Raw genomic sequence first — 23,171 nt, forward strand, 5'->3', positions numbered from 1 at the left:
GGCGGCTTCATCGCCGCCGCCGGTCCACACGCGCTGGCCTTTTTTACCCATGATGATCGCGGTGCCGGTGTCCTGGCAGGTGGGCAGAATACCTTTGGCGGCGATATCCGAGTTGCGCAGGAACTGCAGCGCGACGTATTTATCGTTTTTCGCTGGCTTCCGGATCGTTAAGGATATCCGCCACCTGCTGCTGATGCGCAGGGCGAAGCATAAAGGAGGCGTCGTGGAAAGCATGCTGCGCCAGAAGGGTCAGCGCCTGAGGGTCAACTTTTAGCACTTCCTGGCCGGCGAATTCGGCGACGGAGACGTAATCACTGCTGAGGAGATAATACTCGGTGTCATCCTTTTTGAGCGGAAAAGGATCCTGGTAAACAAACGGTTTATTCGACATTGTACTCTCACTTACTGCTTTGGCTGATTATGTTTCAGGCAGGGACTCCATGTGCCTGTAGAAAAGCGAGTCGAACAATCTTACACAATTTTTTAACAAAAACTGAGACAAGGACGACTTTTTCTTTCAGCAGTTGCTTCTCCACCGTTTGCTGGTTTAATAGGGCGATAAAATTTACTTTGTTTGAAACAGGGATTGAGAATGCAAAAGCTGATTAACGCCGTGCAGAACTATGCATGGGGAAGCCACACCGCCTTAACCGAACTCTATGGCATCGCCAACCCGGACAATCTGCCGATGGCAGAGCTGTGGATGGGGGCGCATCCGAAGAGCAGTTCGCAGATCCTGGCGGCCGACGGCCAGCCGCGTTCGCTGCGCGAGGTGATTGACGCGGATAAAGCCGCTCTGCTCGGCGACAAGGTTGCCGCCCGCTTTGGTGAACTGCCGTTCCTGTTTAAGGTACTGTGCGCCGCTCAGCCGCTCTCAATTCAGGTGCATCCCAACAAGCAGGCCTCGGAAGAAGGTTTCGCCCGCGAGAACGCCGCCGGTATCCCGCTCTCCGCCGCCGAGCGTAACTACAAAGATCCGAACCACAAACCGGAGCTGGTTTTTGCCCTGACGCCGTTCCTGGCGATGAATGCATTTCGCGAGTTCAGCGAGATTGTCACCCTGCTGCAGCCGGTGGCTAGCGCGCATCCGGCAATCGGCGCCTTCCTGCAGCAGCCGGACGCGACTCACCTGAGCCAGCTGTTTGCCAGCCTGCTAAATATGCAGGGTGAGGAAAAGGCCAAGGCGCTGCAGGTGCTGCGCGACGTACTGGCCCGTGAACAAGGCGAACCGTGGCAGACTATCCGCCTGATCGCGGAATTCTATCCGGACGACAGCGGCCTCTTCTCCCCGCTGCTGCTGAACGTGGTGAAGCTGAACCCAGGCGAAGCGATGTTCCTGTTTGCTGAAACGCCGCACGCCTATCTGCAGGGGGTGGCGCTGGAGGTGATGGCCAACTCGGATAACGTACTGCGCGCCGGCCTGACGCCGAAATACATTGATATTCCTGAGCTGGTTGCTAACGTCAAGTTCGAGGCTAAACCGGCGGGTGAGCTGTTGACCCAGCCGCAGCGTCACGGCGCGGAACTCGACTTCCCGATCCCGGTGGAAGATTTTGCCTTCTCCCTGCATGACCTCTCCGCCGAGGCCAGCGATCTGGCCCAGGCAAGCGCGGCGATCGTGTTCTGCGTCGACGGCGAAGCCGTACTGCGCAAAGGCGACCAGAGCCTGACCCTCAAGCCGGGCGAGTCGGCCTTCGTGGCCGCCAGTGAACCGCCGGTGCAGGTCAGCGGCCGCGGCCGCGTGGCGCGCGTTTTCAATAAGCTCCAGTAAGCGACTGCCCCTTCAGGTCGCGCTTACTGTTGGTAATAACTCAGCCAGGCGGTCTCTCCGCCTGGCTTCATTTATGGATAAATGCTATGAAAAAATCGCTGGTCGCAGCAGGAGTCATCGTGGCGCTGGGCGTGGTATGGACAGGCGGCGCCTGGTTCACTGGTAAACAGCTGGAAGGCCGGATCGCCGATATGGTGCAGCAGGCAAACGCCCAGCTGCGCAGCAGCGCGCCGGAGTCAGGTCTGGAGCTGAGCTATCAGGACTACCAGCGCGGGCTGTTCAGCAGCCATCTGCAGCTGGTGGTGAAGCCGATCGCCGGTCAGGCTAACGGCTGGCTGGCCGCCGGGCAGAGCGTGGTGCTTGACGAAGTGGTCGATCATGGCCCCTTCCCGCTGGCCTCGTTAAAAGCCTTTAATCTGGCGCCGGCAATGGCTTCCGTCCACACCACGCTGGTGAAAAACGACGCCAGCCAGGCGCTGTTCGAGATAGCCAAAGGCGACACCCCCTTTACCGTCGATACGCGCATTGCCTACAGCGGCGACAGCCAGTCGGCTATCGTCCTTAACGCCCTCGACTACGCTAAAGGCGATGAGAAAGTTACCTTCAGCGGCGGTCAGTTCCAGCTCGACGCCGACCGCGACGGCAAAAACATCAGCCTGAAGGGCCAGGCCGGCAGCGGGCAGATCGATGCGCTCAACGAATATAACCAGAAGGTACAGCTGCGCTTCGTCAACCTGACCACCGACGGCGCCACCGAGCTGGCCAGCTTCAACGAACGTATCGGCCAGCAAAAAATGACCCTCGATAAACTGGCCATCAGCGTCGAAGGCAAAGAGCTGGCGCTGATCGACGGCATGGCGCTGGACGGCGGCTCGACGCTGACCCAGGACGGCAAAGGCGTGAACAGTCAGGTGAACTACACCGTCAACAGCCTCAAGCTGCAGGGGCAGGATATGGGCAGCGGCAAACTCACGCTGAAAGTGGATAACGTCGACGGTCAGGCGTGGCACCAGTTCAGTCAGCAGTACAGCGCGCAGTCTCAGGCGCTGCTGGCGAAACCGGAGCTGGCGCAGAATCCGGAGCTGTATCAGCAGGCCCTCACCGAAACGCTGTTCAATGCGCTGCCGATCCTGCTCAAAGGCAACCCGTCGGTGACCATCTCTCCGCTGAGCTGGCGCAATGCCAAAGGCGAAAGCACCCTCAACCTCTCGGTTCTGCTGAAAGATCCGGCCCAGGTGACCGCTCCGCCGCAGACCCTGGCGGACAGCCTGGATCGCGTGGTGCAGTCCCTGGACGGCAAAGTGGTGATCCCGGTGGATATGGCGACGGAGTTTATGACTAAGATCGCCGGTCTGGAAGGCTATCAGCCGGCCGATGCCGCCAAACTCGCCGATCAGCAGGTCAAAGGCCTGGCGGCGATGGGCCAGATGTTCCGCATTACCACCATGGAAGATAACGCCATCAGCAGCAGTCTGCAGTACGCGAACGGCCAGGTGACGCTGAACGGACAGAAAATGCCGCTGCAAGACTTTGCCGCGATGTTTGGTCTGGAAGCGCCTTCGCTGCCGGACAGCGCGCCGCAGGAAGGCCAGCCGCAGCAGGAAGGCCAGCCGCAGCAGGATGACGCCGCTCCTCAGCAGGACGACGCCGCCCCGCAGCCGTAACTTATCGGTACAGGAGACGGCCAGCGCGCGCCGTCTCCCTCATTTTCGCGTCACCAGCCGCGGGGGCATAATCTGGTTTCGCGTCTCGCCAGTCCCCTCTTCCAGACGCCGCAGCATCGAATCCGCCAGGCTTTTCCCCATCTCCCGCGCCGGGGTGGTCACCCAGGTGAGGGGCAGGTCGTCGAGGGCGGCCTCCGGCACGTCGGCAAACGCCGCCAGCGCCACCCGCTGCTCAAAGTAGCTCTCGACGCCATCTTCCCCGCTCTGTCTTCCAGCCCGTAACAGACCGAACCACGCGCCGGTGGCTACCACGTTGTTGTAGCACAGCACCGCGGTAATGGTCGGATTCTGGCGCAGCAGGCCGGTCATCGCCTCCGCCGCCTGCTTCTGGCTGGACTCGCACTCCAGCACCCATTCGCTGTGAAACGGCAGGCCGTATTTCAGCAAGGTGGCGCAATAGCCGCCGACCCGCTCAGCGCGCGTCAGCGAAGCACTCTGCCCGCCGAGCCAGGCGATCCGCTGATGGCCGCGGCGGATAAGATGCTCCGTCACCAGCTGCGCCGCCTGCATGTTGTCCGGGCGGATCAGGTCGACATCGTCAAGATAGCTGGCGCGGGAAGCAAACACCAGCGGCACCCCCGCCTCCGCCGCCCGCTCGCGCAGCTCGCTCCCGCGGTCGATCGCCCCGGCGATAATCACCCCGTCCACCCCCTGCGCCGCCAGCGTATCAAACCGCTGGGCCATCTTCTCGCCGCTGCGGCCTCCCTGGGTGAGAAATACCATTTTCCCCTGCCTCTCCAGGGCATCGGTGAGGCCGGCGGTTAATTCAGCATAAAACGGTTTTGACAGGTCGCTGACGATAAGGCCAATCACCCCGCTCTGCCCACCGCGCAGCGAGGCCGCCTGACGGTTGCGCACAAATCCCAGCTGTTCGATAGCCTGATTAACCCGCTCGCCGGTGGCGCTGGAGATGCGCCCTTTGCCGCTCAGTACCAGTGAAACGGTACTCACCGAGACGCCGGCAGCCAGCGCCACATCATTGATGGTGATCTTTTTTGCGATTGCCATAACCTGCTGGCTGACTCCCTTGCCTGTCGATAAATCGTTTTATCATTGTGCGATCTTTATAAACCTTATTATCGCTTGAATATGTGATTTTTATCGCACTAAAAAGTGATAAAACGTTTTATCTTGCCGTGGCGTTAGTTCTCCCGACCACTTATGAATCAGGAACCGTGCTATGACGGCGAAAACAGCACCAAAAATCACCTTATGGGAATTTTTCCAGCAGCTGGGAAAAACCTTCATGCTGCCCGTAGCGTTGCTCTCGTTTTGCGGGATCATGCTGGGGATCGGCAGCTCGCTAAGCAGTCACGATGTTTTGACTCTGCTGCCGTGGCTGGATATGCCGCTGCTGCAGGCCATCTTTATCTGGATGAGCAAGGTCGGCTCCTTTGCCTTCAGCTTCCTGCCGGTCATGTTTTGTATCGCCATCCCGCTGGGTCTGGCGCGAGAGAACAAAGGCGTCGCCGCCTTCGCCGGCTTCGTTGGCTACGCGGTCATGAACCTGGCGGTCAACTTCTGGCTGACCGCGAAGGGTATTCTGCCCACCACCGACGCCGCGATCCTGAAGGCCAACAATATCCAGAACATTATCGGCATTCCGTCAATCGATACCGGGATCCTCGGGGCGGTGATCGCCGGGATTATCGTCTGGCTGCTGCATGAACGCTTCCATAACATTCGCCTGCCGGACGCCCTGGCCTTCTTCGGCGGCACCCGCTTCGTGCCGATCGTCACCACCGTGGTGCTGGGGCTGGTTGGGCTGGCGATCCCGCTGGTGTGGCCAGTCTTCGCTATGGGGATCAACGCCCTCGGGAAGATGATCAACAGCGCCGGGGATTTTGGGCCTATGATCTTCGGCACCGGCGAGCGACTGCTGCTGCCGTTTGGCCTGCACCATATTCTGGTGGCGCTGATCCGCTTTACCGAAGCCGGCGGCACCCTCGACGTCTGCGGCCACAGCGTCAGCGGCGCGCTGACCATCTTCCAGGCGCAGCTGAGCTGTCCGACGACCCACGGCTTCGCCGAAAGCGCCACCCGTTTCCTGTCGCAGGGTAAAATGCCGGCATTCCTCGGCGGCCTGCCGGGAGCCGCGCTGGCGATGTACCACTGCGCCCGTCCGGAAAACCGACATAAAATTAAAGGCCTGCTGATCTCCGGGGTCATCGCCTGCGTGGTCGGCGGCACCACCGAGCCGCTGGAGTTCTTGTTCTTGTTTGTCGCGCCGGTCCTGTATGTCATCCACGCGCTGCTGACCGGTCTCGGCTTTACCATCATGGCGGTGCTCGGGGTAACCATCGGCAACACCGACGGCAATATCATCGACTTCGTGGTGTTTGGCATTCTGCATGGCCTGGCCACCAAGTGGTATCTGGTGCCGGTGGTGGCGGCTATCTGGTTCGCGGTCTACTATGCCATCTTCCGCTTCGCCATCACCCGCTTCAATCTGAAAACGCCGGGTCGCGACATCGACACTGCCGCCAGCGTGGAGAAAGCCGTCGCCGGTACCATCGGCAAATCCGGGTATAACGTACCGGCGATTCTGGCGGCGCTCGGCGGCGCAGAGAACATTGTTTCGCTGGATAACTGCATTACCCGTCTGCGCCTGTCGGTGCACGATATGAGCAAAGTGGACGCCGCCGCGCTGAAAGCCCATCGCGCCATCGGGGTGGTACAGCTCAACCAGCATAATCTGCAGGTGGTTATTGGCCCGCAGGTACAGTCGGTAAAAGATGAGATGGCCACGCTGATGAATACCGTGCAGGCCTGATCCCACTAGTCCCCCTCCGCTACGGAGGGGGCGCTCGCTAAGGAAGCTCCAATGTTTGATTTTGCCACCCCTATCGATCGCCACGGCACCTGGTGCACGCAATGGGACTATGTCGCCGACCGGTTTGGCGCCGCCGATCTGCTGCCGTTCACTATTTCCGATATGGATTTCGCCACCGCGCCCTGTATTCTCGACGCCGTTAGCCAGCGGCTGGCCCACGGGGTGTTCGGCTACAGCCGCTGGCGCAACGAGGCGTTTCTCGGGGCGATTGCCCACTGGTACGCCAGCCGCTTTAACAGCGACATCGATCCGCAATCTGTGGTCTACGGACCCTCGGTTATCTATATGGTGGCGGAAACCATCCGCCAGTGGTCGAAAGAAGGCGACGGCGTCGTGGTCCACACCCCTGCCTACGATGCGTTCTATAACACCATCACCGCTAACCGGCGGCGGATTGCCCCGGTGCCATTGATCCTGAAGGATAATCGGTGGCGCTGCGATATGGACCGCCTGGAGGCGGCGCTGGCGGAGCCAAAGAATACCCTGCTGCTGCTGTGCAGCCCGCACAACCCAACGGGGAAAGTCTGGCGTCGCGAGGAGCTGGAGACCATGGCGGCCCTGTGTCAAAAACATGGCGTCAGGGTGATTAGCGACGAAATTCATATGGACATGACCTGGGGCGAACACCGCCATATCCCGTGGAGCGAGGTCGCTCAGGGACCATGGGCGCTGTTCACCTCCGGTTCGAAGAGCTTCAATATTCCGGCCTTTACCGGGGCCTACGGCTTTATCCCCGAAGAGAACGAGCGCGACAGCTACCTGCAGGCGCTAAAGGGTCGCGACGGGCTCTCTTCCCCTTCCGTGCCGGCGCTGGTCGCCCATATCGCCGCCTACCGCGACGGGGCTCCCTGGCTCGATGCCCTGCGCGACTACCTGCAGGCGAATATGCGCTATGTCGCCGACACGCTCAACAACGCCTTCCCCGCGCTCTGCTGGCAGCCGCCGGAGGCCACCTACCTGGCATGGATCGACCTGCGCCCGCTCAACGTTGACGATCGCGCGCTACAGCAGGCGCTGATCGCCGAACAGAAGGTGGCGATTATGCCGGGTTATACCTATGGTCCTGAGGGCAACGGCTTTCTGCGACTCAACGTCGGCTGCCCGCGCGAGAAGCTGGAACGCGGTGTCGAAGGACTGATTGCCGCCCTGCGCAGCCTCAGCTGATTCGACGCGCAATCTACAGGTCATCGCGCCGGCGAAACGCCAGGTAACCGGCGCCGAGGGTAAAGACAGCGACAATCACCACCAGCAGGATAAACCCGTGGTGGTTGCTTGCCAGCGGGATCCCACCGACGTTCATGCCGAAGAAACCGGCGACGATGTTAATCGGCAGCGCGAGGACGGTGATCACCGTCAGGGTATAGAGGGTGCGATTGCTCTGCTCCAGCTGGCGGGCGCCAATCTCCTCCTGCAGCAGACTGATGCGCTCGATCAGGCCCGACAGATCGTTAAGCACCACGCTAAACTCTTCGGTGAACTGACGAAACGCCTGCACCACCGCGCGATCCATCCACGCCGGCGGCCGGTTAAGTAGCCGGAACATCGCCGCCGGCTCCGGCGCCAGCAGCCGCTGGAAGCGTAAAAGCATCCGCCGTAGCCGCGCCAGATCGGCCCGGTTGCGCTGCACGTGATTGCTCAGAAGACGCTCTTCAATAAGGTCAACATGGCGGCTGGCCTGGCGGACGACCTGCTCCAGCACCTCCTCCTGCTCCTCCAGCAGAAAGGCCAGCAGCTCAGTAGACGTGTTCACCCTGAGCGTCTGCAAGCGCGGCAGCATCCATTCGATAAACCGCAACGGTTTGAAGCGCGCCGTCACCACCAGCCTGGGGCTACAGTAGAGCCACAGCGTGGCGGTTTCCGCGCTGGTATCCTGCGGACGAAACAGCACATCGTTAAGCACAGCGAACAGATTTTCCCCCTGTCGCTCAATGCGGGTGGTGTGCGAGCCGCTGCGGATCTCCTCGAAGAAAAAATCGGCCACCGGAAAGTGGCTGGTTAACCATTTCTCGGCGGTGGCATGATTAAGATTCAGGTGTAACCAGATAAACGCCTTGTCATCGGCGAGCGCCTGATAGCGGGCGCAGACCTCGCCAGAGGCGATCGGCTGCGGGGGGCGCTGTTCATGAAACAAATAGCCATGCACCAGGCCGGAAACTTCACTATCAAAATCGGGCTTTAACATCTTCGCGGTGACGTCTTGACTCATGGCTCCCTCAGGACAGGCACTGGCACCGTTGATGCCCGAATAGTGCCATCTTTCGCTATTTTCCGCGGGCTGGCAAGGTTAATAATCTGGTCATAAAACAGTAACCTGGCTGACATATGACGGACAGTATCACGCTTCATCCCCTCGCCGCGCAGGCGATGCGATGGAGGCGAACAGAAGGTCTTCTTGCCTTTATGCTCAGGTGGTTATTAAAATAAATTTGATTATCCTCAAAACTTTTTTAGGCAGAAAGCGGTATTAATTTGCGCGCTTAATCATTGCTTTCACCCAGGTTTATTGAGGAGGAGACCATGAAAACCTATGACCGTAATCGTAACGCTATTGCTACCGGCAGCATGGTAATGATCGCCGGTAACGGGACGACGGGCGTGATTAAAGCTATCCATGGCGAGGGGAAAACCGCTGAGCAGCTGCGCCGGGCGGACTGCGTTGAAATCGACGGCTGCGAGGGCCGCTTCTGCCCGTTGGATCTGATCCGTCTCGGCTTCCATTAATTCCTGCCGCCAGGTCGTTAGTATCAGGCCACCTGTGGTGGCCTGCTCTTTTCCCGGGAAATAAAGCGTCTAGCGAAAGCTCCACTGAACACTCATCACAAAGATCGCCGGCACAATAATGCCGCCTTCCACACCGAAATAATCGGTGAAATTATATTGCAGGCCATGATAGAGGTAGGGCGAAAAACCGATGCCGGTGATTTTTTTGGCGGTGCGGTAGGTGCCGGAATCCCCACAGTGGCTGAAGGCATCAAAGAAAAATTCCCCGGTATAGGCATACACCCCTTTCAGTACCCAGCCGGTATCGTTTTTCAGCCAGTCGCGGCGCACGCCGAGAGTCAGGCAGCGATCGTCAAAGCTGTTTTTCATCGTTCCGACCAGCACGCTGTATTTTGAATCCTGAGAAAACTTGCGCTCCACCGAGAAAAAGTTGTTATTGAAATGTTCGTTATATTGTCCGTGGTTACCCGTCATATGATAGACATAGGAACCGGTATTCATCGAATAGAGGTTTAATTCCCCGGCCTGCGCCGACGGCATGGCAACCATTAGTAGCGCTGATAACAAAATCCATAATTTATTTACCATTCAGTAACCTATGCCATACCCGTAAAAAGAACCCGGCATGCTAGCACCGCTTAGCTAAACCAAAGGGCAATCAGATAAACCGACGCTCTTCGCGGCGGGAAAATATGACGCTATCTGCACTATAGCAGTCGCCCTCTCGCCTGGTGAGCGCCTGCGGTTATACTGGAGAAACATTTCTCTAATCGTTAAGGACCGCTGTGTTAGCCACTCTCCTCGTTGCGCTGGTCGCTATTATTCATCTCGCCATCCTGGTGCTGGAGATGTTTCTCTGGGAAGCCCCCGCCGGGCGCCGGGCCTTTAACCTCAGCGCCGATTTCGCCCGGCAGACCCGGGTGCTGGCGGCCAACCAGGGCTTGTATAACGGCTTTCTGGCCGCCGGCCTGGCATGGGGGCTGTGGCTGGGGGCGCCGGGGGTGCAGGTGGTTATCTTTTTCCTGGCCTGCGTGCTGGCCGCCGGGATTTTCGGCGCGCTGACCGCCAGCCGCAAAATTCTCTATATTCAGGCGCTGCCCGCGCTGCTGGCGCTGGTTGCCGTGCTGACGCAAGCGTAGGGCCTTGATCCAAAACAGAGAAAGCAGGCGCTAAGGCGGGTACTATTTGCCCCCTTTGGTCGGTCATCGACCGTTAATACCTTCTGAGTTCAGAGGCATTTTTATGACATGGCAATCCTTCAAACAGGCCTGGCTTATCCGGTTCTGGTCTCCTGTCCCGGCGGTCATTGCCGCGGGCATTCTCTCTACCTACTATTTTGGCATCACCGGCACCTTCTGGGCGGTGACCGGCGAATTCACCCGCTGGGGTGGTCAGCTGCTGCAGCTGCTGGGCGTCCACAGCGAACAGTGGGGCTATTACCAGCTGATACATCTCGAAGGGTCGCCGCTGACCCGCATCGATGGCAGGATGATCATCGGCATGTTCGGCGGCTGCCTGGCCGCCGCGCTGTGGGCGAATAACGTCAAACTGCGCTTGCCACGCAGCCGGCTCCGCATTGCGCAGGCCGTGGCGGGCGGCATCATCGCCGGGTTCGGCGCACGGCTGGCGATGGGCTGCAACCTGGCGGCCTTCTTCACCGGCATTCCGCAGTTCTCCCTGCACGCCTGGCTGTTTGCCATCGCCACCGCCATCGGCTCCTGGTTTGGCGCCCGCTTCACGCTGCTGCCCCTTTTTCGCATCCCGGTAAAAATGCAAAAAGTGTCCGCCGCCTCGCCCTTAACCCAAAAACCGCAGCAGGCGCGCCGCCGTTTCCGCCAGGGGATGGTGGTCTTTTTCGCCATGATCGGCTGGGGCCTGCTCACCGCCGCAGACCACCCGGCGCTCGGCCTGGCGATGCTGTTTGGCATTGCCTTTGGCCTGCTTATTGAGCGCGCGCAGATCTGCTTTACCTCCGCCTTTCGCGATATGTGGATCACCGGCCGGACGGTGATGGCGAAGGCGATTATCTTCGGCATGGCGGCGAGCGCCATCGGTATCTTCAGCTATGTGCAATTGGGGATGGCGCCGAAAATTATGTGGGCCGGTCCTAATGCGGCGATTGGCGGGCTACTATTTGGCTTTGGCATCGTGCTGGCCGGCGGCTGTGAGACCGGCTGGATGTACCGGGCGGTGGAGGGCCAGGTTCACTACTGGTGGGTTGGGCTGGGCAACGTCATCGGCTCAACGCTGCTCGCCTGGTGCTGGGACGATATCGCCGCCCCGCTCGCCACCCACTGGCAGAAAGTCAACCTGCTGAACGCCTTCGGTCCCTTTTGCGGACTACTGGCCACCTATCTACTGCTGCTGATCGCCCTGCTGCTGGTGATCGCCTGGGAGAGACATTTTTTCCGCCGCCAGGCGGCGGTCCGGACCGTGAAGGAGAGCGCATGAAAAACATCATCCCTGATTATCGCCTGGATATGGTCGGCGAACCCTGCCCGTATCCGGCGGTCGCTACCCTGGAGGCAATGCCTTCCCTGCAAAAAGGCGAGATCCTCGAAGTGGTCAGCGACTGTCCGCAGTCGATCAATAACATTCCGCTTGATGCAAGGAACCACGGCTACACGGTGCTGGATATTCAACAGGATGGCCCAACCATTCGCTATTTGATTCAGAAGTAGCGCCGTTTTCCCGCCGGCGGCCTTCCCCGCCGGCGCTTGTCTCCTCGTTCCCGCCTCGCCGTTCGCTTACGCATCGCTGACCAGGTAGCCAAACGATTGCAATAGATTGTAACACTTGAAACCGTGTTCCAGTTACGCAATAACCATTAATATAACGCGCCTATATTATTAAAATGCGAATAAGTTATTTAGTGAATGGTTTCTGCCGCTATCGGCCAAAGCCGCACACAGCGACACGATAAGGATCGAAATGGAACTGCTGGTCAGGCTGGGTCATTTTTTTGAGCAAGCGCGTTCTGACGCCGACTATGCCACCTTCGCCAATGAACTGCGTCGGCATCAGGTCTCCTACTACATCTATTTTGTTTCCACCGGCAATATGAATTTCGTAATGGCAAACGACGAGGTGGTCTCGGTAAAAAGCGCCCGCGGGCTGCTGCGCGTTCGCGCTGAGGCCAGCCATTGTCTGACCAGGGCCGCCGTTATCCGCCACTTTGCCCGGGCCATTAACTTTGAACAGTACTGCCGGGATCTCGCCAGCGCCGGGGTATTTAAGTGGATCGTCGATCTGGAAGAGGAGACCCGGCACTACTGGTCGAAGGATAATACGCTGTTATATAAAGAGTGCCTGATGCCCCCCTGAACAGGTCTCAGGGGGAGGCGGCGAGGGTCAGCCTTTAATCGCGGGTCTGCACCCAAAAGGCGTGGATCAGGCCAGGAATATAGCCCAGCAGGGTCAAAATGATATTGAGAATAAACGCCCAGCCGAAGCCTTTTCCCAGCAGCACACCCAGCGGCGGCAGAATGATAGTGAAAACGATTCTCCAGAATCCCATAACCTCTCCCTTCGTCTAACGTCAATTTTTTACTAAGCTATTCAATAGTTAAGCATAGACGCTTTTCGTCGTTTCGCCAGCAGGCAGCCCCCTCATCTCTGGTAACAAAAATCATTCCCTGCCGTCACGGGCAAAAAAGACCGGGAAAACATTCACTTTTCCCCTCTCCGGCCCGCAGGCCCTGGCAAAGCGCACAGATTGTCAGTTGACCAATCAGGGGGACAGGGCTAAGCCTGGAGGAGTTTCATCACATCGAGTCGTTTTACCAACCGGAGAATATCCATGAGTAAACTTGGGATTAATGGATTTGGTCGTATCGGACGTCTGGTGTTACGTCGTTTATTAGAAGTCGACAGCAGCCTGGAAGTGGTGGCTATCAACGACCTCACTTCGCCAAAGGTGCTGGCCTACCTGTTGAAGCATGATTCAAACTACGGCCCCTTCCCGTGGAGCGTCGACTTTACCGAAGATGCGCTGATCGTCAACGGCAAAACCATTACGGTGTATGCCGAAAAAGAGGCGCAGCATATTCCATGGCAGGCGGCAGGCGCCGAGGTGATTGTGGAGTGTACCGGGTTCTACACCTCGGCCGAGAAATCGCAAGCCCATCTCCAGGCAGGCGCGCGCAAAGTGCTGATTTCCGCCCCCGCCGGCGAGATGAAAACCATCGTCTACAACGTCAACGATGACACCCTGACCCCGGATGACACCATCATCTCCGTGGCCTCCTGCACCACCAACTGCCTGGCGCCGATGGCCAAAGTTCTGCAGGATGCCTTCGGCATCACCGTAGGCACCATGACCACCATCCACGCCTATACCGGCACCCAGTCGCTGGTGGACGGGCCGCGCGGAAAAGATCTGCGCGCCTCCAGGGCGGCGGCGGAAAACGTTATCCCGCACACTACCGGCGCGGCAAAAGCCATTGGCCTGGTGATCCCTGCCCTGAGCGGTAAGCTGAAAGGCCATGCCCAGCGCGTACCGACCAAAACCGGCTCAGTGACGGAGCTGGTATCGGTGCTGGAGAAAAAGGTGACTGCGGATGAGGTCAATCAGGCGATGAGGCAGGCGGCTGAGGGCAATGAATCCTTTGGTTACACCGAAGAGGAGATCGTCTCTTCCGATATCATCGGCAGCCATTTCGGTTCGATCTACGATGCTACCCAGCTGGAGATTGTGGAGGCCGGCGGCGTACAGCTGGTGAAAACCGTCGCCTGGTACGATAACGAATACGGCTTTGTCACCCAACTGATCCGCGTGCTGGAGAAATTTGCCCGCTAAGTGAACGGCGGACAGCCTGCGCTGTCCGCCGGTTCTGTGTGGAGTGCCTCAGGCCTGCAGATAGACCACCTGGGTCTGCAGGTACTCATTCAGGCCGTGGCGGCCATCTGCGCCGCCGATCCCCGACTTACGCCAGCCGGCGTGGAACCCCTGCATCGCCTCAAAGTTCTCACGGTTGATGTAGGTTTCGCCAAACTTCAGTCCCTTAATCGCTTTCATCGCCACGTTCAGATCGCGGGTATAGATTGAGGAGGTCAGGCCATAATCGCTGTCATTGGCCATCGCCAGCGCCTCATCGAGGGTCGAAAAGGCCACCACCGGCAGCACCGGACCGAAGGTTTCCTCATGGATAATGTCCATCTCCTGACGTACATCCAACAGCAGGGTCGGCGGATAAAAATAGCCTTTGCCCTCCAGCGGCTGACCGCCCAGCGCCACCCGCGCCCCCTGCGCCACCGCCTTCGTCACTTTGCCCGCCACCTGGTCCCGCGCCGCCGCGTTGATCAGCGGCCCCATCGCGATGTCATCCCGCGTCGCCGGGTCGCCAAACTGGACGGCCTTCATCGCCTCACCGAGGCGGTTGACGAAGCGGTCGTATATTCCCTGCTGAACATAGACCCGCTCGACGCAGTTACACACCTGCCCGGTGTTAATCACCCGCGAGTCCACTACCGCTTTCACCGCCAGCTCCAGATCCGCATCGTCCATTACAATGGCAGGCGCTTTGCCGCCGAGCTCGAGGCACACTTTGGTGATATTTTTCGCCGCAGCGGCCATAATTTTTTCTCCCGCCGCCACGCTGCCGGTCATGCTGACCATCGCCACCTTCGGATTGCCGGCCAGCTCCTGGCCAACGGTTTCTCCGCGGCCAAGCACAAGGTTAAAGACCCCTTTCGGCAACCCAACCTGATGGACAATCTCGGCAAAGGCGATGGCATTATTGGGCGTAAATTCGCTGGGCTGAATGACAATGGTATTTCCAGTGATCAGGGCCGGCGCCAGCTTGCGGGCGATAAGAAAGAACGGGAAGTTCCACGGCAGGATCCCGGTGGTCACCCCCAGCGCGCGTTTAAAGACAAGGATATTCTCCCCCGGGCGATCGCTCTGCACGATCTCACCTTCGTAACGGCGCGCCCATTCTGCCATATAGTCGAGATAGTCCGCGGTGAACGCAACCTCCACCGCCGCCAGCTGCTGGATCTTGCCGCCTTCAGCGACAATCAGCCCGGCGATCTCGTCGGCACGCTGGCGGATACCGGCGGCAATTTTGCGCAGCCAGCCCGCACGCTCAATGGCCGGCAGCGCTTCCCAGCCGGGCTGGGCGCGCTCGGCGGCGTCAATCGCCAGCCGCGCCTCTTCGGCAGTCCCGTCCGGGATCCGCGACAGCAGCGCTTCGGTCGCCGGGTTAAGCACGTCGATCCAGCCGTCGCCGCGACCGGAAACGAACTGGCCATCAATATACATCGGGTGTTGAACGGGTGCTGTCATGGCTGCTCCTGTGGTGCATTTGTATTTAACAGGTGATTTTTTGTTAAATATCGGGCGGATAAGCCGCTGTTCGGCAGCACATTGACGCAGTTCTGTGAGCTGATTCATAAAAACGGGCCAAAAATGCCCGCTTGAGGTTACATTCCAATAACACAAATTGCCCGTTTGCGATAAATCTGCCGCAAACGGGCAGTTTTCAGCCGAGGGTGCGGGCCTGCAGCGCCCCGGCAAGCTGGGCGTCCTCCCGCAGCTGTCGCCAGGCATCGATGATCTCCGGCGGGAAGGTGACGTGGCTGATGAAGTCTTTCCCCCGCGGACCGTATCCTTCAGGCGTATCCTGCAGGCGCGGCAGCTCGCCCAGCAGCAGCGCCAGGTAGCGGGCGACCGGCCACAGCCCCGCCCCGCCGCCCGCGAACCCCAGTTGACCATCGGTCTGCTCCAGCACCGGCGAGCAGCCGGGAAAGCTCAGCCACTGTGGCGGCGTCGTCACCCCCTGCCAGACGCGGGCGAAGGTGGCCATGGTTCGCCGCTGCATGGTGGGGTCCTGAATGACGATCCCGCGACGATGAGGGATCCCCCCGTTCTCCAGCGTGGTCCGGGTAAAACGGGCGTTCTCGCCGCAGTTGGTCGACTGGTCCTCCACCACCAGCCGCGAGCGCGGAATTTGCCAGTAGTCATGAGCAATATCGGCCAGAACATGCGCTTCCGGACGCCCCACCACCGGCAACATACGGTAACGGGTATCCTGGCGCACCGCCTCGTAGAGATAGTTCGTAGAATGTCCCACGCCGCCGCTGATCAGCAGCGGGACTTCCCGTTCCGCCGCCAGCCGGCAGGCGGCGTCGATGGTCGGGATCACGGCGTTGCCGGCCAGCACCACCACGTCCACCTGCGGCAGCGCGGGTAGCATCGCCAGATCGTCCTGCGCCAGCCAGGCGCCGACCTGGTTAGCCGCCGCCAGCGTCGCCGCCGACAGCCGGGGAAATTGTTCTGCCATTCTGTCTCCTTAATTCCCTCTCAGCCGAGCGGAGAGGATGCTTTCGCCATCATAAACGCCGCCTCGCGGGAGGCAAAGCGGCGTTAATTTGTAACCATTTTGAAATAACAAGAAACATCTAAAAACAGGCGGGTTGCACCTGAACAACTCACTATGAAAATAACAAAAAACAGCAAAATCAGGTGGAAAATAAAAAATAGCGTCGCGGTTACACCACGCCAAACCTCGCCATGTCGCCCAGTTTGCCAGCGATGAACTTGCCAATTGTAACCTTCAACCCTAAGTTGCTTAACAATTACACAACCTTTTTCACACCAGGTTGCACCCTGTTTACACAGAGTGACACCTGACCTATTTACCGTGGCGGGAGAACGTTTCGTAATGAGCAATCCACAAGACAACACTGCATCCATTCTGCAGAAAAACAAGAAGGTACTGATCGCGAGCCTGACAGGCAGCGCCATCGAATGGTTCGATTATTTTCTCTATGGCACCGCCGCCGCGCTGGTGTTCAACAAAATCTTCTTTCCGATGGTCGACCCGGTTATCGGCCTGATCCTCTCCTGGCTCTCCTTCTCGCTGACGTTTTTTATCCGCCCCATCGGCGGCGTGATTTTCGCCCATATCGGCGATCGCATCGGCCGCAAGAAGACGCTGGTGCTGACCCTGTCGCTGATGGGCAGCGCCACGGTGGCGATCGGCCTGCTGCCCACCTACGAGATGGTGGGCCTCTGGGCGCCGGCCCTGCTGATTACTCTGCGCATTATTCAGGGCATGGGTATCGGCGGCGAATGGGGCGGCGCGCTGCTGCTGGCCTATGAATACGCGCCGGAAAAGCGGAAAGGCTTTTTCGGCAGCATTCCCCAGGCCGGGGTGACCATCGGCATGTTGATGGCGACATTTATCGTCTCGCTGATGACGCTGTTCGATGAGGCGCAGTTTCTCGCCTGGGGCTGGCGCATACCGTTCCTGCTCAGCTCCGTCCTCGTTTTTCTCGGCCTGTGGATCCGTAAAGATATCGACGAAACGCCCGCCTTTAAGCAGGTGAAAAAATCCGGCCAGGTGGCGAAGGCCCCGCTGCGCGATACGCTCAAGCACCACTGGCGGGAAGTGCTGATCGCCGCCGGCCTGAAAGTGGTGGAGACCGCCCCCTTCTATATCTTCTCCACCTTTGTAGTCAGCTACGCCACCACCACCCTGAGCTATCAGAAGTCGCAGGCGCTGGAATCCGTGACCCTGGGCGCGCTGGTGGCCACCGTGATGATCCCGCTGATGGGGCTGCTGTCAGACAAGGTGGGTCGGCAAAAGATGTACACCCTGAGCGTGGTGCTGCTGGGGCTGTTTATCGTCCCGTGGTTCCTGCTGCTCGACACCGGCACCGGCTGGGGCATCATGCTGGCGACGATCGTTGCCTTCGGCATCCTGTGGGCGCCGGTAACCGCGGTGCTCGGCACCCTGTGCTCTGAGATTTTCAGCGCCAATGTGCGCTATACCGGGATCACCCTCGGCTACCAGCTGGGCGCCGCGCTGGCCGGGGGAACCGCGCCGCTTATCGCCACCGGTCTGCTGGCAAAATATGACGGTGACTGGCGGCCGGTGGCCATTTATCTGGGCGTTACGGTGGCGATTTCGCTCCTGGCGATATTCTGCGCCAGCCGGATGAAGTCCGCGCTGAGCACGGCCCCCTCCCGGGCGGAAAGCGCCTGACCGCAGCCCGCCAGGGCTACTACGGCGCCGACTATCCCGCCCGGCGGAGCTGCGCTTGCGCGGGCCTGGGGAGAGATCGCGCGGCGGGGGAAACCGCTTATCCCAGGTCCGGTAAGCATGGGCCCGGTAAGGCGCCAGCCGCCACCGGGCACAAACAGGCGTCAAGTCTTCCCCCCTGCTTAGCCGGCCGCCAGGGCCGGCGGGTGTCAGGCGCTCTGGTTGTCCAGCTGAAGCTGCCCCTCGCGCCGCTGCTTCAGCTTCCAGAAGCCCCACAGCGCGATAAACCACAGCGGAGAAGCCAACAGCGCCAGCAGCGTGTCCGGGTCAAAGATCATGATGAAGATAGCGAACGCGAAGAACAGCAGGCTCACCCAGCTCATCACTACCCCGGCGGGCATCTTAAAGATCGACCCGGCGTGCAGGTCCGGACGCTGACGGCGGTAAACCAGATAGGCCACGAGGATCATCCCCCAGCTGAACACCACCATAATCGCCGCCAGGGTCGAGACGATGGTGAACAGGGTCATCACGTTCGGCACCAGAAACAGCAACAGCGTGCCGATCAGCATGCAGAAGCAGGAGAACAGCAGGCTGCGCACCGGAATGCGGGTACTGCGCGACAGGATACGAAACTGCCAGTGCGCATGCTTCTCCACCGACAGGCCGTACAGCATGCGGGTGCTGGAGAAGACCCCGCTGTTGGCCGAGGACATCGCCGAGGTCAGCGCCACAAAGTTAATCACCGCCGCGGCGGCAGGCAGCCCGGCCTTGGCGAACAGCGTCACGAAGGGGCTGGTCTCCGCCGACACCCCCGGCCACGAGGCGACAGCGATGATCACCACCATCGACAGCAGATAGAAGATGATAATCCGCAGCGGCAGAGCATTGATCGCCTTGGGCAAAATGCGCTGCGGATCGCGGGTCTCCGCCGTCATGGTGCCCAGCAGCTCAATGCCGGTAAAGGAGAAGATCGCTATCTGGAAGCCGGCGAAAAAGCCGGTGATGCCGTGGGGCATAAAGGCCGTCGGGTCGGTGAGATGGCTGAGGGAGGCCGTCACGCCGTCCGGGGAGGTCCAGCCGGTGGCAATCATCCAGCCGCCGGTGCCGATCAGGGCGATAATGGTGATCACCTTGATCAGGGCGAACCAGAACTCCGCCTCGCCGAACATTTTCACCGACAGCAGGTTAAGCAGGAACAGGATCGCCAGCATGCTGAGGGCCGGCATCCACGCCGACAGTTCCGGGAACCAGTACTGCATATAGCTCCCGCAGACCACCACGTCGGCGATACAGGTCACCACCCAGCTTAGCCAGTAGGTCCAGCCGAGGTAAAAGCTGGCCTGCGGCCCGAGATACTCGCCGACAAAGTCGGCAAACGAGCGGTAGTCATGGCGGGTGAGCAGCAGCTCGCCCATCGCCCGCATCACCATATAGGTAAAGAACCCGACCAGCACATAGATAACCAGGATCGAGGTGCCGGCGACGGCGATGTTGCGCCCCGCCCCCATAAACAGCCCGGTGCCGATGGCGCCCCCGAGGGCAATCATCTGGATATGGCGGGCGCTGAGCCCGCGCTTAAGCTGTGACGCGCCTTCACCTCCGGCGGCAGGTGACGCCTGATGTTGATGTTCAGTCATGGTGTTTCCTCAGGCTGGTTGCGGGAGACGAAGGGCAGCGGCGCGGAGCAACAGCCCGGCGCGCTGGCCGGTGGCGACCCCGGCGTTGGGAAAGAGGATATAGGGGGCCCGGGCCTGCACCACCCAACGTTTCTCTGCCTGGCGGGCGATCTCATACCCTGCCGGGAGCGCGGTGAAGTTTTCAACGTCTGCCGCGAGATTAAGCGTAAATTCCCCCTCGCGCTTGATGATGCTCTCCTCGACCAGGAAGTAGTCCACCGGCGCTTTGTCGCGCGGCGGCAGCGGCGCGTCAGCGATCCAGGCCCGGATCGCCGCGTCGGCGGCGGCGAACAGGCTGAGATCGTTGGCGCCGAACGGCATCACTTTCCCCAGCTCCAGGGTGGCGCTTTGCGCGGCGAACTTTTCGCAGGTGAAATGGGTGAAGGTGCCGCCCGCTTCGGTATGGCGCACGACGGCGTCCATCCCGCTGGCCTGCAGCAGCTGATAGAAATCGGGCGAAAAATCCCCGGCGTGGGCCGGGAGCAGCGCAAACTGGCGATACAGCGATCCGCGAATGGCGGTGTGCATATCGAGATGACCACGGTTGACCGGCCCCGCCGCATCGGCGGCGCGATAAAAAGCCTGCACCGCCTGCTCCAGCGCAAAAGCCCGCCGCGACTCATTTCCCGGGGTGACCGCCAGATGGCGGCCGCCGAACAGGCGATTCAGGTCGTTATGCAGATAGCGGCGCGCGGCGCGGATCGCCGGCAGATTACCAAAGACGATCAGCAGCGCCTGCGTGAGCGGCTGCCGCCCCTGGCTCAGATCGTGGGTTAGCTGCAGCAGCAGTTCAATCGGCGCGGTCTCATTGCCATGCACGCCGGCGGAGAGGATCGTCGCCTGGCGCCACGGCGCCGTCGGCAGCAGCTGTAAAATGCCCTCGCCCAGCCAGCGGGCCTCGATGCCCGCCGGAAAGGTCCACGCCTGCAGGCGGCAGTGCAGTAAATCGTTAACCAGGTGCTCCATCTGCCGCTCCTTAACGCTGAAAATCATAGACCGCGCCCAGGCGCAGGATCTGCGTCAGCTCATCCAGCGCCTGATAAACCTCGCGCAGCAGCTGCGGGTCCGCCAGATCGCGGGCATGCAGCCGGTCGCGATAGTGTTTTTCCACCCATGCCGTCAGCTGCTGATAACGTTCGTCGTTCATCAGGCTATGGGCGTTGACCGCCTGGCGCTCCGCCTCGTTGAGCACCACCCGCAGCCGCAGACAGGCCGGGCCGCCGCCGTTGCGCATGCTTTCCCGCAGGTCAAAGACCGCCACTTCATCGATCGGCGATGCGCTATCGGCGGCGAGATCGCTGAGATAGCGCCAGACGTTTTCCCGCTGGCGGCACTCCTCCGGCACCACGATCAGCATCTTGCCGTCTGGTTTGCTCAGCAGCTGGCTGTTGAACAGGTATGAGGCCACGGCGTCATCGAGCGAAACCCGCTCGTCCGGCACTTCCACGCTGGTGAACGGGATATCCAGACTGTCGCTTTTAGCCCGCAGCGTGGTCAGCACCGCCGCCTGATCGACAAACGCCTGCTGATGGTGGAACAGCACATGGCGATTGCTGACCGCGATGACGTCGTTATGAAACACGCCGCGATCGATAGCCTGCGGCGCCTGCTGGGCAAACACCGTGTAGCGCGGATCCAGCTGATGCAGGCGGGCCACCGCTTCGCTGGCCTCGAGGGTCTGCCGCGCCGGATACTTCACCGGGGCGATACCGCCGCTGGCGCGTCGACCATAGACGAAAAACTGCACCCCCTGCCGGTCATATTCCCGGCAGAAGCGGTTATGGTTGGCCGCCCCTTCATCGCCGAGGTCGCCATGCTGCGGCAGCGCCGCATGGTGGGCAAAGTAGCGCGGATCGGCGAACGTGGCGCCAAGGATCGCCGAGGTGGTGGGCGCCTCCTGCATACGGTGCAGCTTATTGTTCAGGTTGGCGACGGTGAAATGGACTTTGCCATCGGCGCTGTCCGCCGACGGTGAGACGGTCGCCGCGTTGGCGGTCCACATCGACGAGGCGGAGCTGAAGGCGGAGAGCAGCTGCGGCGCCGCGTGGGCCGCCTGCCGGATAACCTGCTCATCGCTGCCCTGGAAACCCACTTCACGCAGCAGACGCAGATTCGGCCGCGGCTGCGGCGGCAGAATGCCCTGCACGAAGCCGCGATCGGCCAGGGCTTTCATTTTATACAGCCCCTGCAGCGCCGCCTTTTTAGGGTTAGAGAGACCATCGCGGTTATTTTGCGAGGCTTCATTGCCGACGGAGAGTCCGGCGTAGTGGTGCGTCGGGCCGACCAGGCCATCAAAGTTTGCTTCAAAACCAGACATATGTCCTCACAGGATCCGTTATCAGAATGGCAGGCCCGGCGATACCGTCGCCGGAAGCGTCAGCGTATCGCTGACCAGAGAGGCCATCGGCCAGGCACAGTAGTCGGCGGCGTACCACGCTGCCGCGCGATGGTTGCCGGAGGCGCCCACCCCGCCAAACGGCGCTTTACTCGATGCGCCGGTCAGCGGCTTGTTCCAGTTGACGATCCCGGCTCGCGCCTCGTCCGCCAGCTGATCAAACTGCGCCGCATCGCTGGAGATCAGCCCGACGGCCAGGCCATAGCGGGTCTGATTGGCGAGGCGAATCGCCTCCGGGAAGCCGTCGTAACGGATAATCGTCAGCAGCGGGCCAAAGTACTCTTCATCCGGCACCTCAATACCGGTGACGTCGACGATCCCCGGGGTCAGCACCGTGGAGCGCGGGTCAGGCTGGCGCATGCGCAGCAGCACCTTGCCGCCGAGCCCCTCCAGTTTTTGCTGCGCCGCCAGCATGTTCTGCGCAGCGTCGAGAGAGATCACCCCGCCCATAAACGGCGCCGGCTGATCATCCCACTTGCCGGCGCGGATCTGCGCGCTGGCCTCTACCAGCCGCTGCAGCAGCGCATCCCCCTGCTCGCCGCGCGGCACGAGCAGCCGGCGCGCGCAGGTGCAGCGCTGCCCGGCAGAGATAAACGCCGACTGGATAATCACATGCAGCGCCGCATCGATATCGGCCACGTCGGCGACGATCAGTGCGTTGTTGCCGCCCATCTCGAGGGCCAGCATCTTCTCCGGCTGGCCGCCGAAGTAGCGATGGAAGTGGAAACCGGCCGCCGCGCTGCCGGTGAACAGCACGCCGTCGATATCACGATTTTCCAGCAGCGCCTGGCCGGTGGCTTTTCCGCCCTGCAGCAGGTTGATCGCCCCGTCGGGGATGCCCGCCTGCTGCCACAGCTGGACGGTCATTTCAGCGGTAGCCGGCGTCAGCTCGCTGGGTTTAAACACAATGGTGTTCCCGGCGATCAGCGCCGGAATGATATGTCCGTTGGGCAGGTGGCCCGGGAAGTTGTAGGGGCCAAAGACCGCCATCACGCCGTGCGGTTTGTGGCGCAGCAGCGCTTTACCGTCCGGCAGCGTCGACTCATGAAAGCCCGTCCGCT

21 protein-coding genes and 2 pseudogenes are annotated in these 23,171 nt (G+C 60.4%); 12 read left to right on the forward strand and 11 right to left on the reverse strand.

What is annotated here, in order from left to right; translation table 11 throughout:
• Window positions 1-391 (reverse strand): annotated as a pseudogene (locus HMPREF1024_RS31785) (fumarate hydratase); the annotation flags it as partial.
• 201 nt (window positions 392-592) lie between these two features.
• On the opposite strand from HMPREF1024_RS31785, the gene manA reads away from it, so the two are divergent.
• Together manA and HMPREF1024_RS09620 are read left to right on the forward strand one after the other, a co-directional pair.
• Window positions 593-1,771, forward strand: coding sequence for a mannose-6-phosphate isomerase (gene manA, locus HMPREF1024_RS09625; RefSeq protein ID WP_009308958.1), 1,179 nt, complete (start codon window positions 593-595; stop codon window positions 1,769-1,771).
• An 86-nt stretch (window positions 1,772-1,857) separates the two neighbouring features.
• Window positions 1,858-3,435 carry a YdgA family protein gene (locus HMPREF1024_RS09620; RefSeq protein WP_004210343.1) on the forward strand — a complete coding sequence of 526 codons (1,578 nt, stop codon included), beginning with the start codon at window positions 1,858-1,860 and terminating at the stop codon, window positions 3,433-3,435.
• Window positions 3,436-3,474: 39 nt separating this feature from the next.
• Here the strand turns inward: HMPREF1024_RS09620 and HMPREF1024_RS09615 are convergent, their stop codons facing one another.
• Window positions 3,475-4,503, reverse strand: coding sequence for a Mal regulon transcriptional regulator MalI (locus HMPREF1024_RS09615; protein ID WP_004148253.1), 1,029 nt, complete (start codon window positions 4,501-4,503; stop codon window positions 3,475-3,477).
• 172 nt (window positions 4,504-4,675) lie between these two features.
• Between HMPREF1024_RS09615 and malX the strand changes: the two genes are divergently transcribed.
• Window positions 4,676-6,268, forward strand: a complete 1,593-nt coding sequence (malX, locus tag HMPREF1024_RS09610) for a maltose/glucose-specific PTS transporter subunit IIBC (protein ID WP_002903245.1) — start codon at window positions 4,676-4,678, stop codon at window positions 6,266-6,268.
• 51 nt (window positions 6,269-6,319) lie between these two features.
• Window positions 6,320-7,492, forward strand: a complete 1,173-nt coding sequence (locus tag HMPREF1024_RS09605) for a MalY/PatB family protein (RefSeq protein ID WP_009308961.1) — start codon at window positions 6,320-6,322, stop codon at window positions 7,490-7,492.
• Window positions 7,493-7,505: 13 nt separating this feature from the next.
• On the opposite strand, the gene HMPREF1024_RS09600 is transcribed toward HMPREF1024_RS09605, so the two are convergent.
• Window positions 7,506-8,534 carry a CorA family divalent cation transporter gene (locus tag HMPREF1024_RS09600; RefSeq protein ID WP_004179669.1) on the reverse strand — a complete coding sequence of 343 codons (1,029 nt, stop codon included), beginning with the start codon at window positions 8,532-8,534 and terminating at the stop codon, window positions 7,506-7,508.
• 311 nt (window positions 8,535-8,845) lie between these two features.
• Between HMPREF1024_RS09600 and ydfZ the strand changes: the two genes are divergently transcribed.
• Window positions 8,846-9,049, forward strand: coding sequence for a putative selenium delivery protein YdfZ (ydfZ, locus tag HMPREF1024_RS09595; RefSeq protein WP_004151566.1), 204 nt, complete (start codon window positions 8,846-8,848; stop codon window positions 9,047-9,049).
• A gap of 69 nt (window positions 9,050-9,118) precedes the next feature.
• Here the strand turns inward: ydfZ and HMPREF1024_RS09590 are convergent, their stop codons facing one another.
• Window positions 9,119-9,598: a hypothetical protein gene (locus HMPREF1024_RS09590; RefSeq protein ID WP_004179667.1), complete on the reverse strand. Its 480-nt coding sequence runs from the start codon at window positions 9,596-9,598 to the stop codon at window positions 9,119-9,121.
• 236 nt (window positions 9,599-9,834) lie between these two features.
• On the opposite strand from HMPREF1024_RS09590, the gene HMPREF1024_RS09585 reads away from it, so the two are divergent.
• The 4 genes from HMPREF1024_RS09585 (at window position 9,835) to HMPREF1024_RS09570 (ending at window position 12,373) form a co-directional block, all read left to right on the forward strand.
• The gene (locus HMPREF1024_RS09585) at window positions 9,835-10,188 is read left to right on the forward strand and encodes a DUF1304 domain-containing protein (protein WP_002903236.1); all 354 of its coding nucleotides are present in this window, start codon (window positions 9,835-9,837) and stop codon (window positions 10,186-10,188) included.
• A gap of 103 nt (window positions 10,189-10,291) precedes the next feature.
• Window positions 10,292-11,500, forward strand: a complete 1,209-nt coding sequence (gene yedE, locus HMPREF1024_RS09580; protein WP_009308965.1) for a selenium metabolism membrane protein YedE/FdhT — start codon at window positions 10,292-10,294, stop codon at window positions 11,498-11,500.
• Window positions 11,497-11,730: a sulfurtransferase-like selenium metabolism protein YedF gene (gene yedF, locus HMPREF1024_RS09575; RefSeq protein WP_002903233.1), complete on the forward strand. Its 234-nt coding sequence runs from the start codon at window positions 11,497-11,499 to the stop codon at window positions 11,728-11,730. Before yedE ends, yedF begins: the two co-directional genes overlap by 4 nt.
• Window positions 11,731-11,980: 250 nt before the next feature.
• Window positions 11,981-12,373 (forward strand): DUF1398 domain-containing protein, encoded by a 393-nt coding sequence (locus tag HMPREF1024_RS09570; protein WP_004224558.1) that lies wholly within the window; start codon window positions 11,981-11,983, stop codon window positions 12,371-12,373.
• 34 nt (window positions 12,374-12,407) lie between these two features.
• Here HMPREF1024_RS09570 and HMPREF1024_RS09565 read toward each other — a convergent pair whose 3' ends face one another.
• A complete protein-coding gene (locus tag HMPREF1024_RS09565; protein WP_002903230.1) occupies window positions 12,408-12,566 on the reverse strand; it encodes a YqaE/Pmp3 family membrane protein in 159 nt (52 codons plus the stop codon).
• A gap of 282 nt (window positions 12,567-12,848) precedes the next feature.
• On the opposite strand from HMPREF1024_RS09565, the gene gap reads away from it, so the two are divergent.
• Window positions 12,849-13,847: a type I glyceraldehyde-3-phosphate dehydrogenase gene (gene gap, locus HMPREF1024_RS09560; protein WP_002903227.1), complete on the forward strand. Its 999-nt coding sequence runs from the start codon at window positions 12,849-12,851 to the stop codon at window positions 13,845-13,847.
• Window positions 13,848-13,895: 48 nt separating this feature from the next.
• Here gap and aldA read toward each other — a convergent pair whose 3' ends face one another.
• A complete protein-coding gene (gene aldA, locus HMPREF1024_RS09555) occupies window positions 13,896-15,335 on the reverse strand; it encodes an aldehyde dehydrogenase (protein WP_009308969.1) in 1,440 nt (479 codons plus the stop codon).
• Between aldA and HMPREF1024_RS31355 the strand changes: the two are divergent.
• Window positions 15,334-15,470: pseudogene (locus HMPREF1024_RS31355) on the forward strand (hypothetical protein). The gene aldA and the pseudogene HMPREF1024_RS31355 overlap by 2 nt on opposite strands.
• A gap of 61 nt (window positions 15,471-15,531) precedes the next feature.
• Here the strand turns inward: HMPREF1024_RS31355 and HMPREF1024_RS09550 are convergent.
• The gene (locus HMPREF1024_RS09550) at window positions 15,532-16,332 is read right to left on the reverse strand and encodes a YdcF family protein (protein WP_004151569.1); all 801 of its coding nucleotides are present in this window, start codon (window positions 16,330-16,332) and stop codon (window positions 15,532-15,534) included.
• A gap of 381 nt (window positions 16,333-16,713) precedes the next feature.
• On the opposite strand from HMPREF1024_RS09550, the gene HMPREF1024_RS09545 reads away from it, so the two are divergent.
• A complete protein-coding gene (locus HMPREF1024_RS09545) occupies window positions 16,714-18,039 on the forward strand; it encodes an MFS transporter (RefSeq protein ID WP_009308972.1) in 1,326 nt (441 codons plus the stop codon).
• A gap of 206 nt (window positions 18,040-18,245) precedes the next feature.
• Here the strand turns inward: HMPREF1024_RS09545 and HMPREF1024_RS09540 are convergent, their stop codons facing one another.
• The 4 genes from HMPREF1024_RS09540 to astD form a co-directional block, all read right to left on the reverse strand.
• Window positions 18,246-19,676 (reverse strand): amino acid permease, encoded by a 1,431-nt coding sequence (locus HMPREF1024_RS09540; RefSeq protein ID WP_002903059.1) that lies wholly within the window; start codon window positions 19,674-19,676, stop codon window positions 18,246-18,248.
• 9 nt (window positions 19,677-19,685) lie between these two features.
• Window positions 19,686-20,681, reverse strand: coding sequence for a succinylglutamate desuccinylase (astE, locus tag HMPREF1024_RS09535; RefSeq protein ID WP_004176358.1), 996 nt, complete (start codon window positions 20,679-20,681; stop codon window positions 19,686-19,688).
• Window positions 20,682-20,691: 10 nt separating this feature from the next.
• Window positions 20,692-22,032, reverse strand: coding sequence for an N-succinylarginine dihydrolase (gene astB / locus HMPREF1024_RS09530; RefSeq protein ID WP_004190366.1), 1,341 nt, complete (start codon window positions 22,030-22,032; stop codon window positions 20,692-20,694).
• Between the two features lie 21 nt (window positions 22,033-22,053).
• Window positions 22,054-23,171: succinylglutamate-semialdehyde dehydrogenase (gene astD / locus HMPREF1024_RS09525; protein WP_009308977.1), on the reverse strand; the 1,118-nt coding region annotated here is incomplete at its 5' end.

This window comes from Klebsiella sp. 4_1_44FAA (assembly GCF_000238715.1).
Lineage (GTDB): Bacteria > Pseudomonadota > Gammaproteobacteria > Enterobacterales > Enterobacteriaceae > Klebsiella > Klebsiella pneumoniae.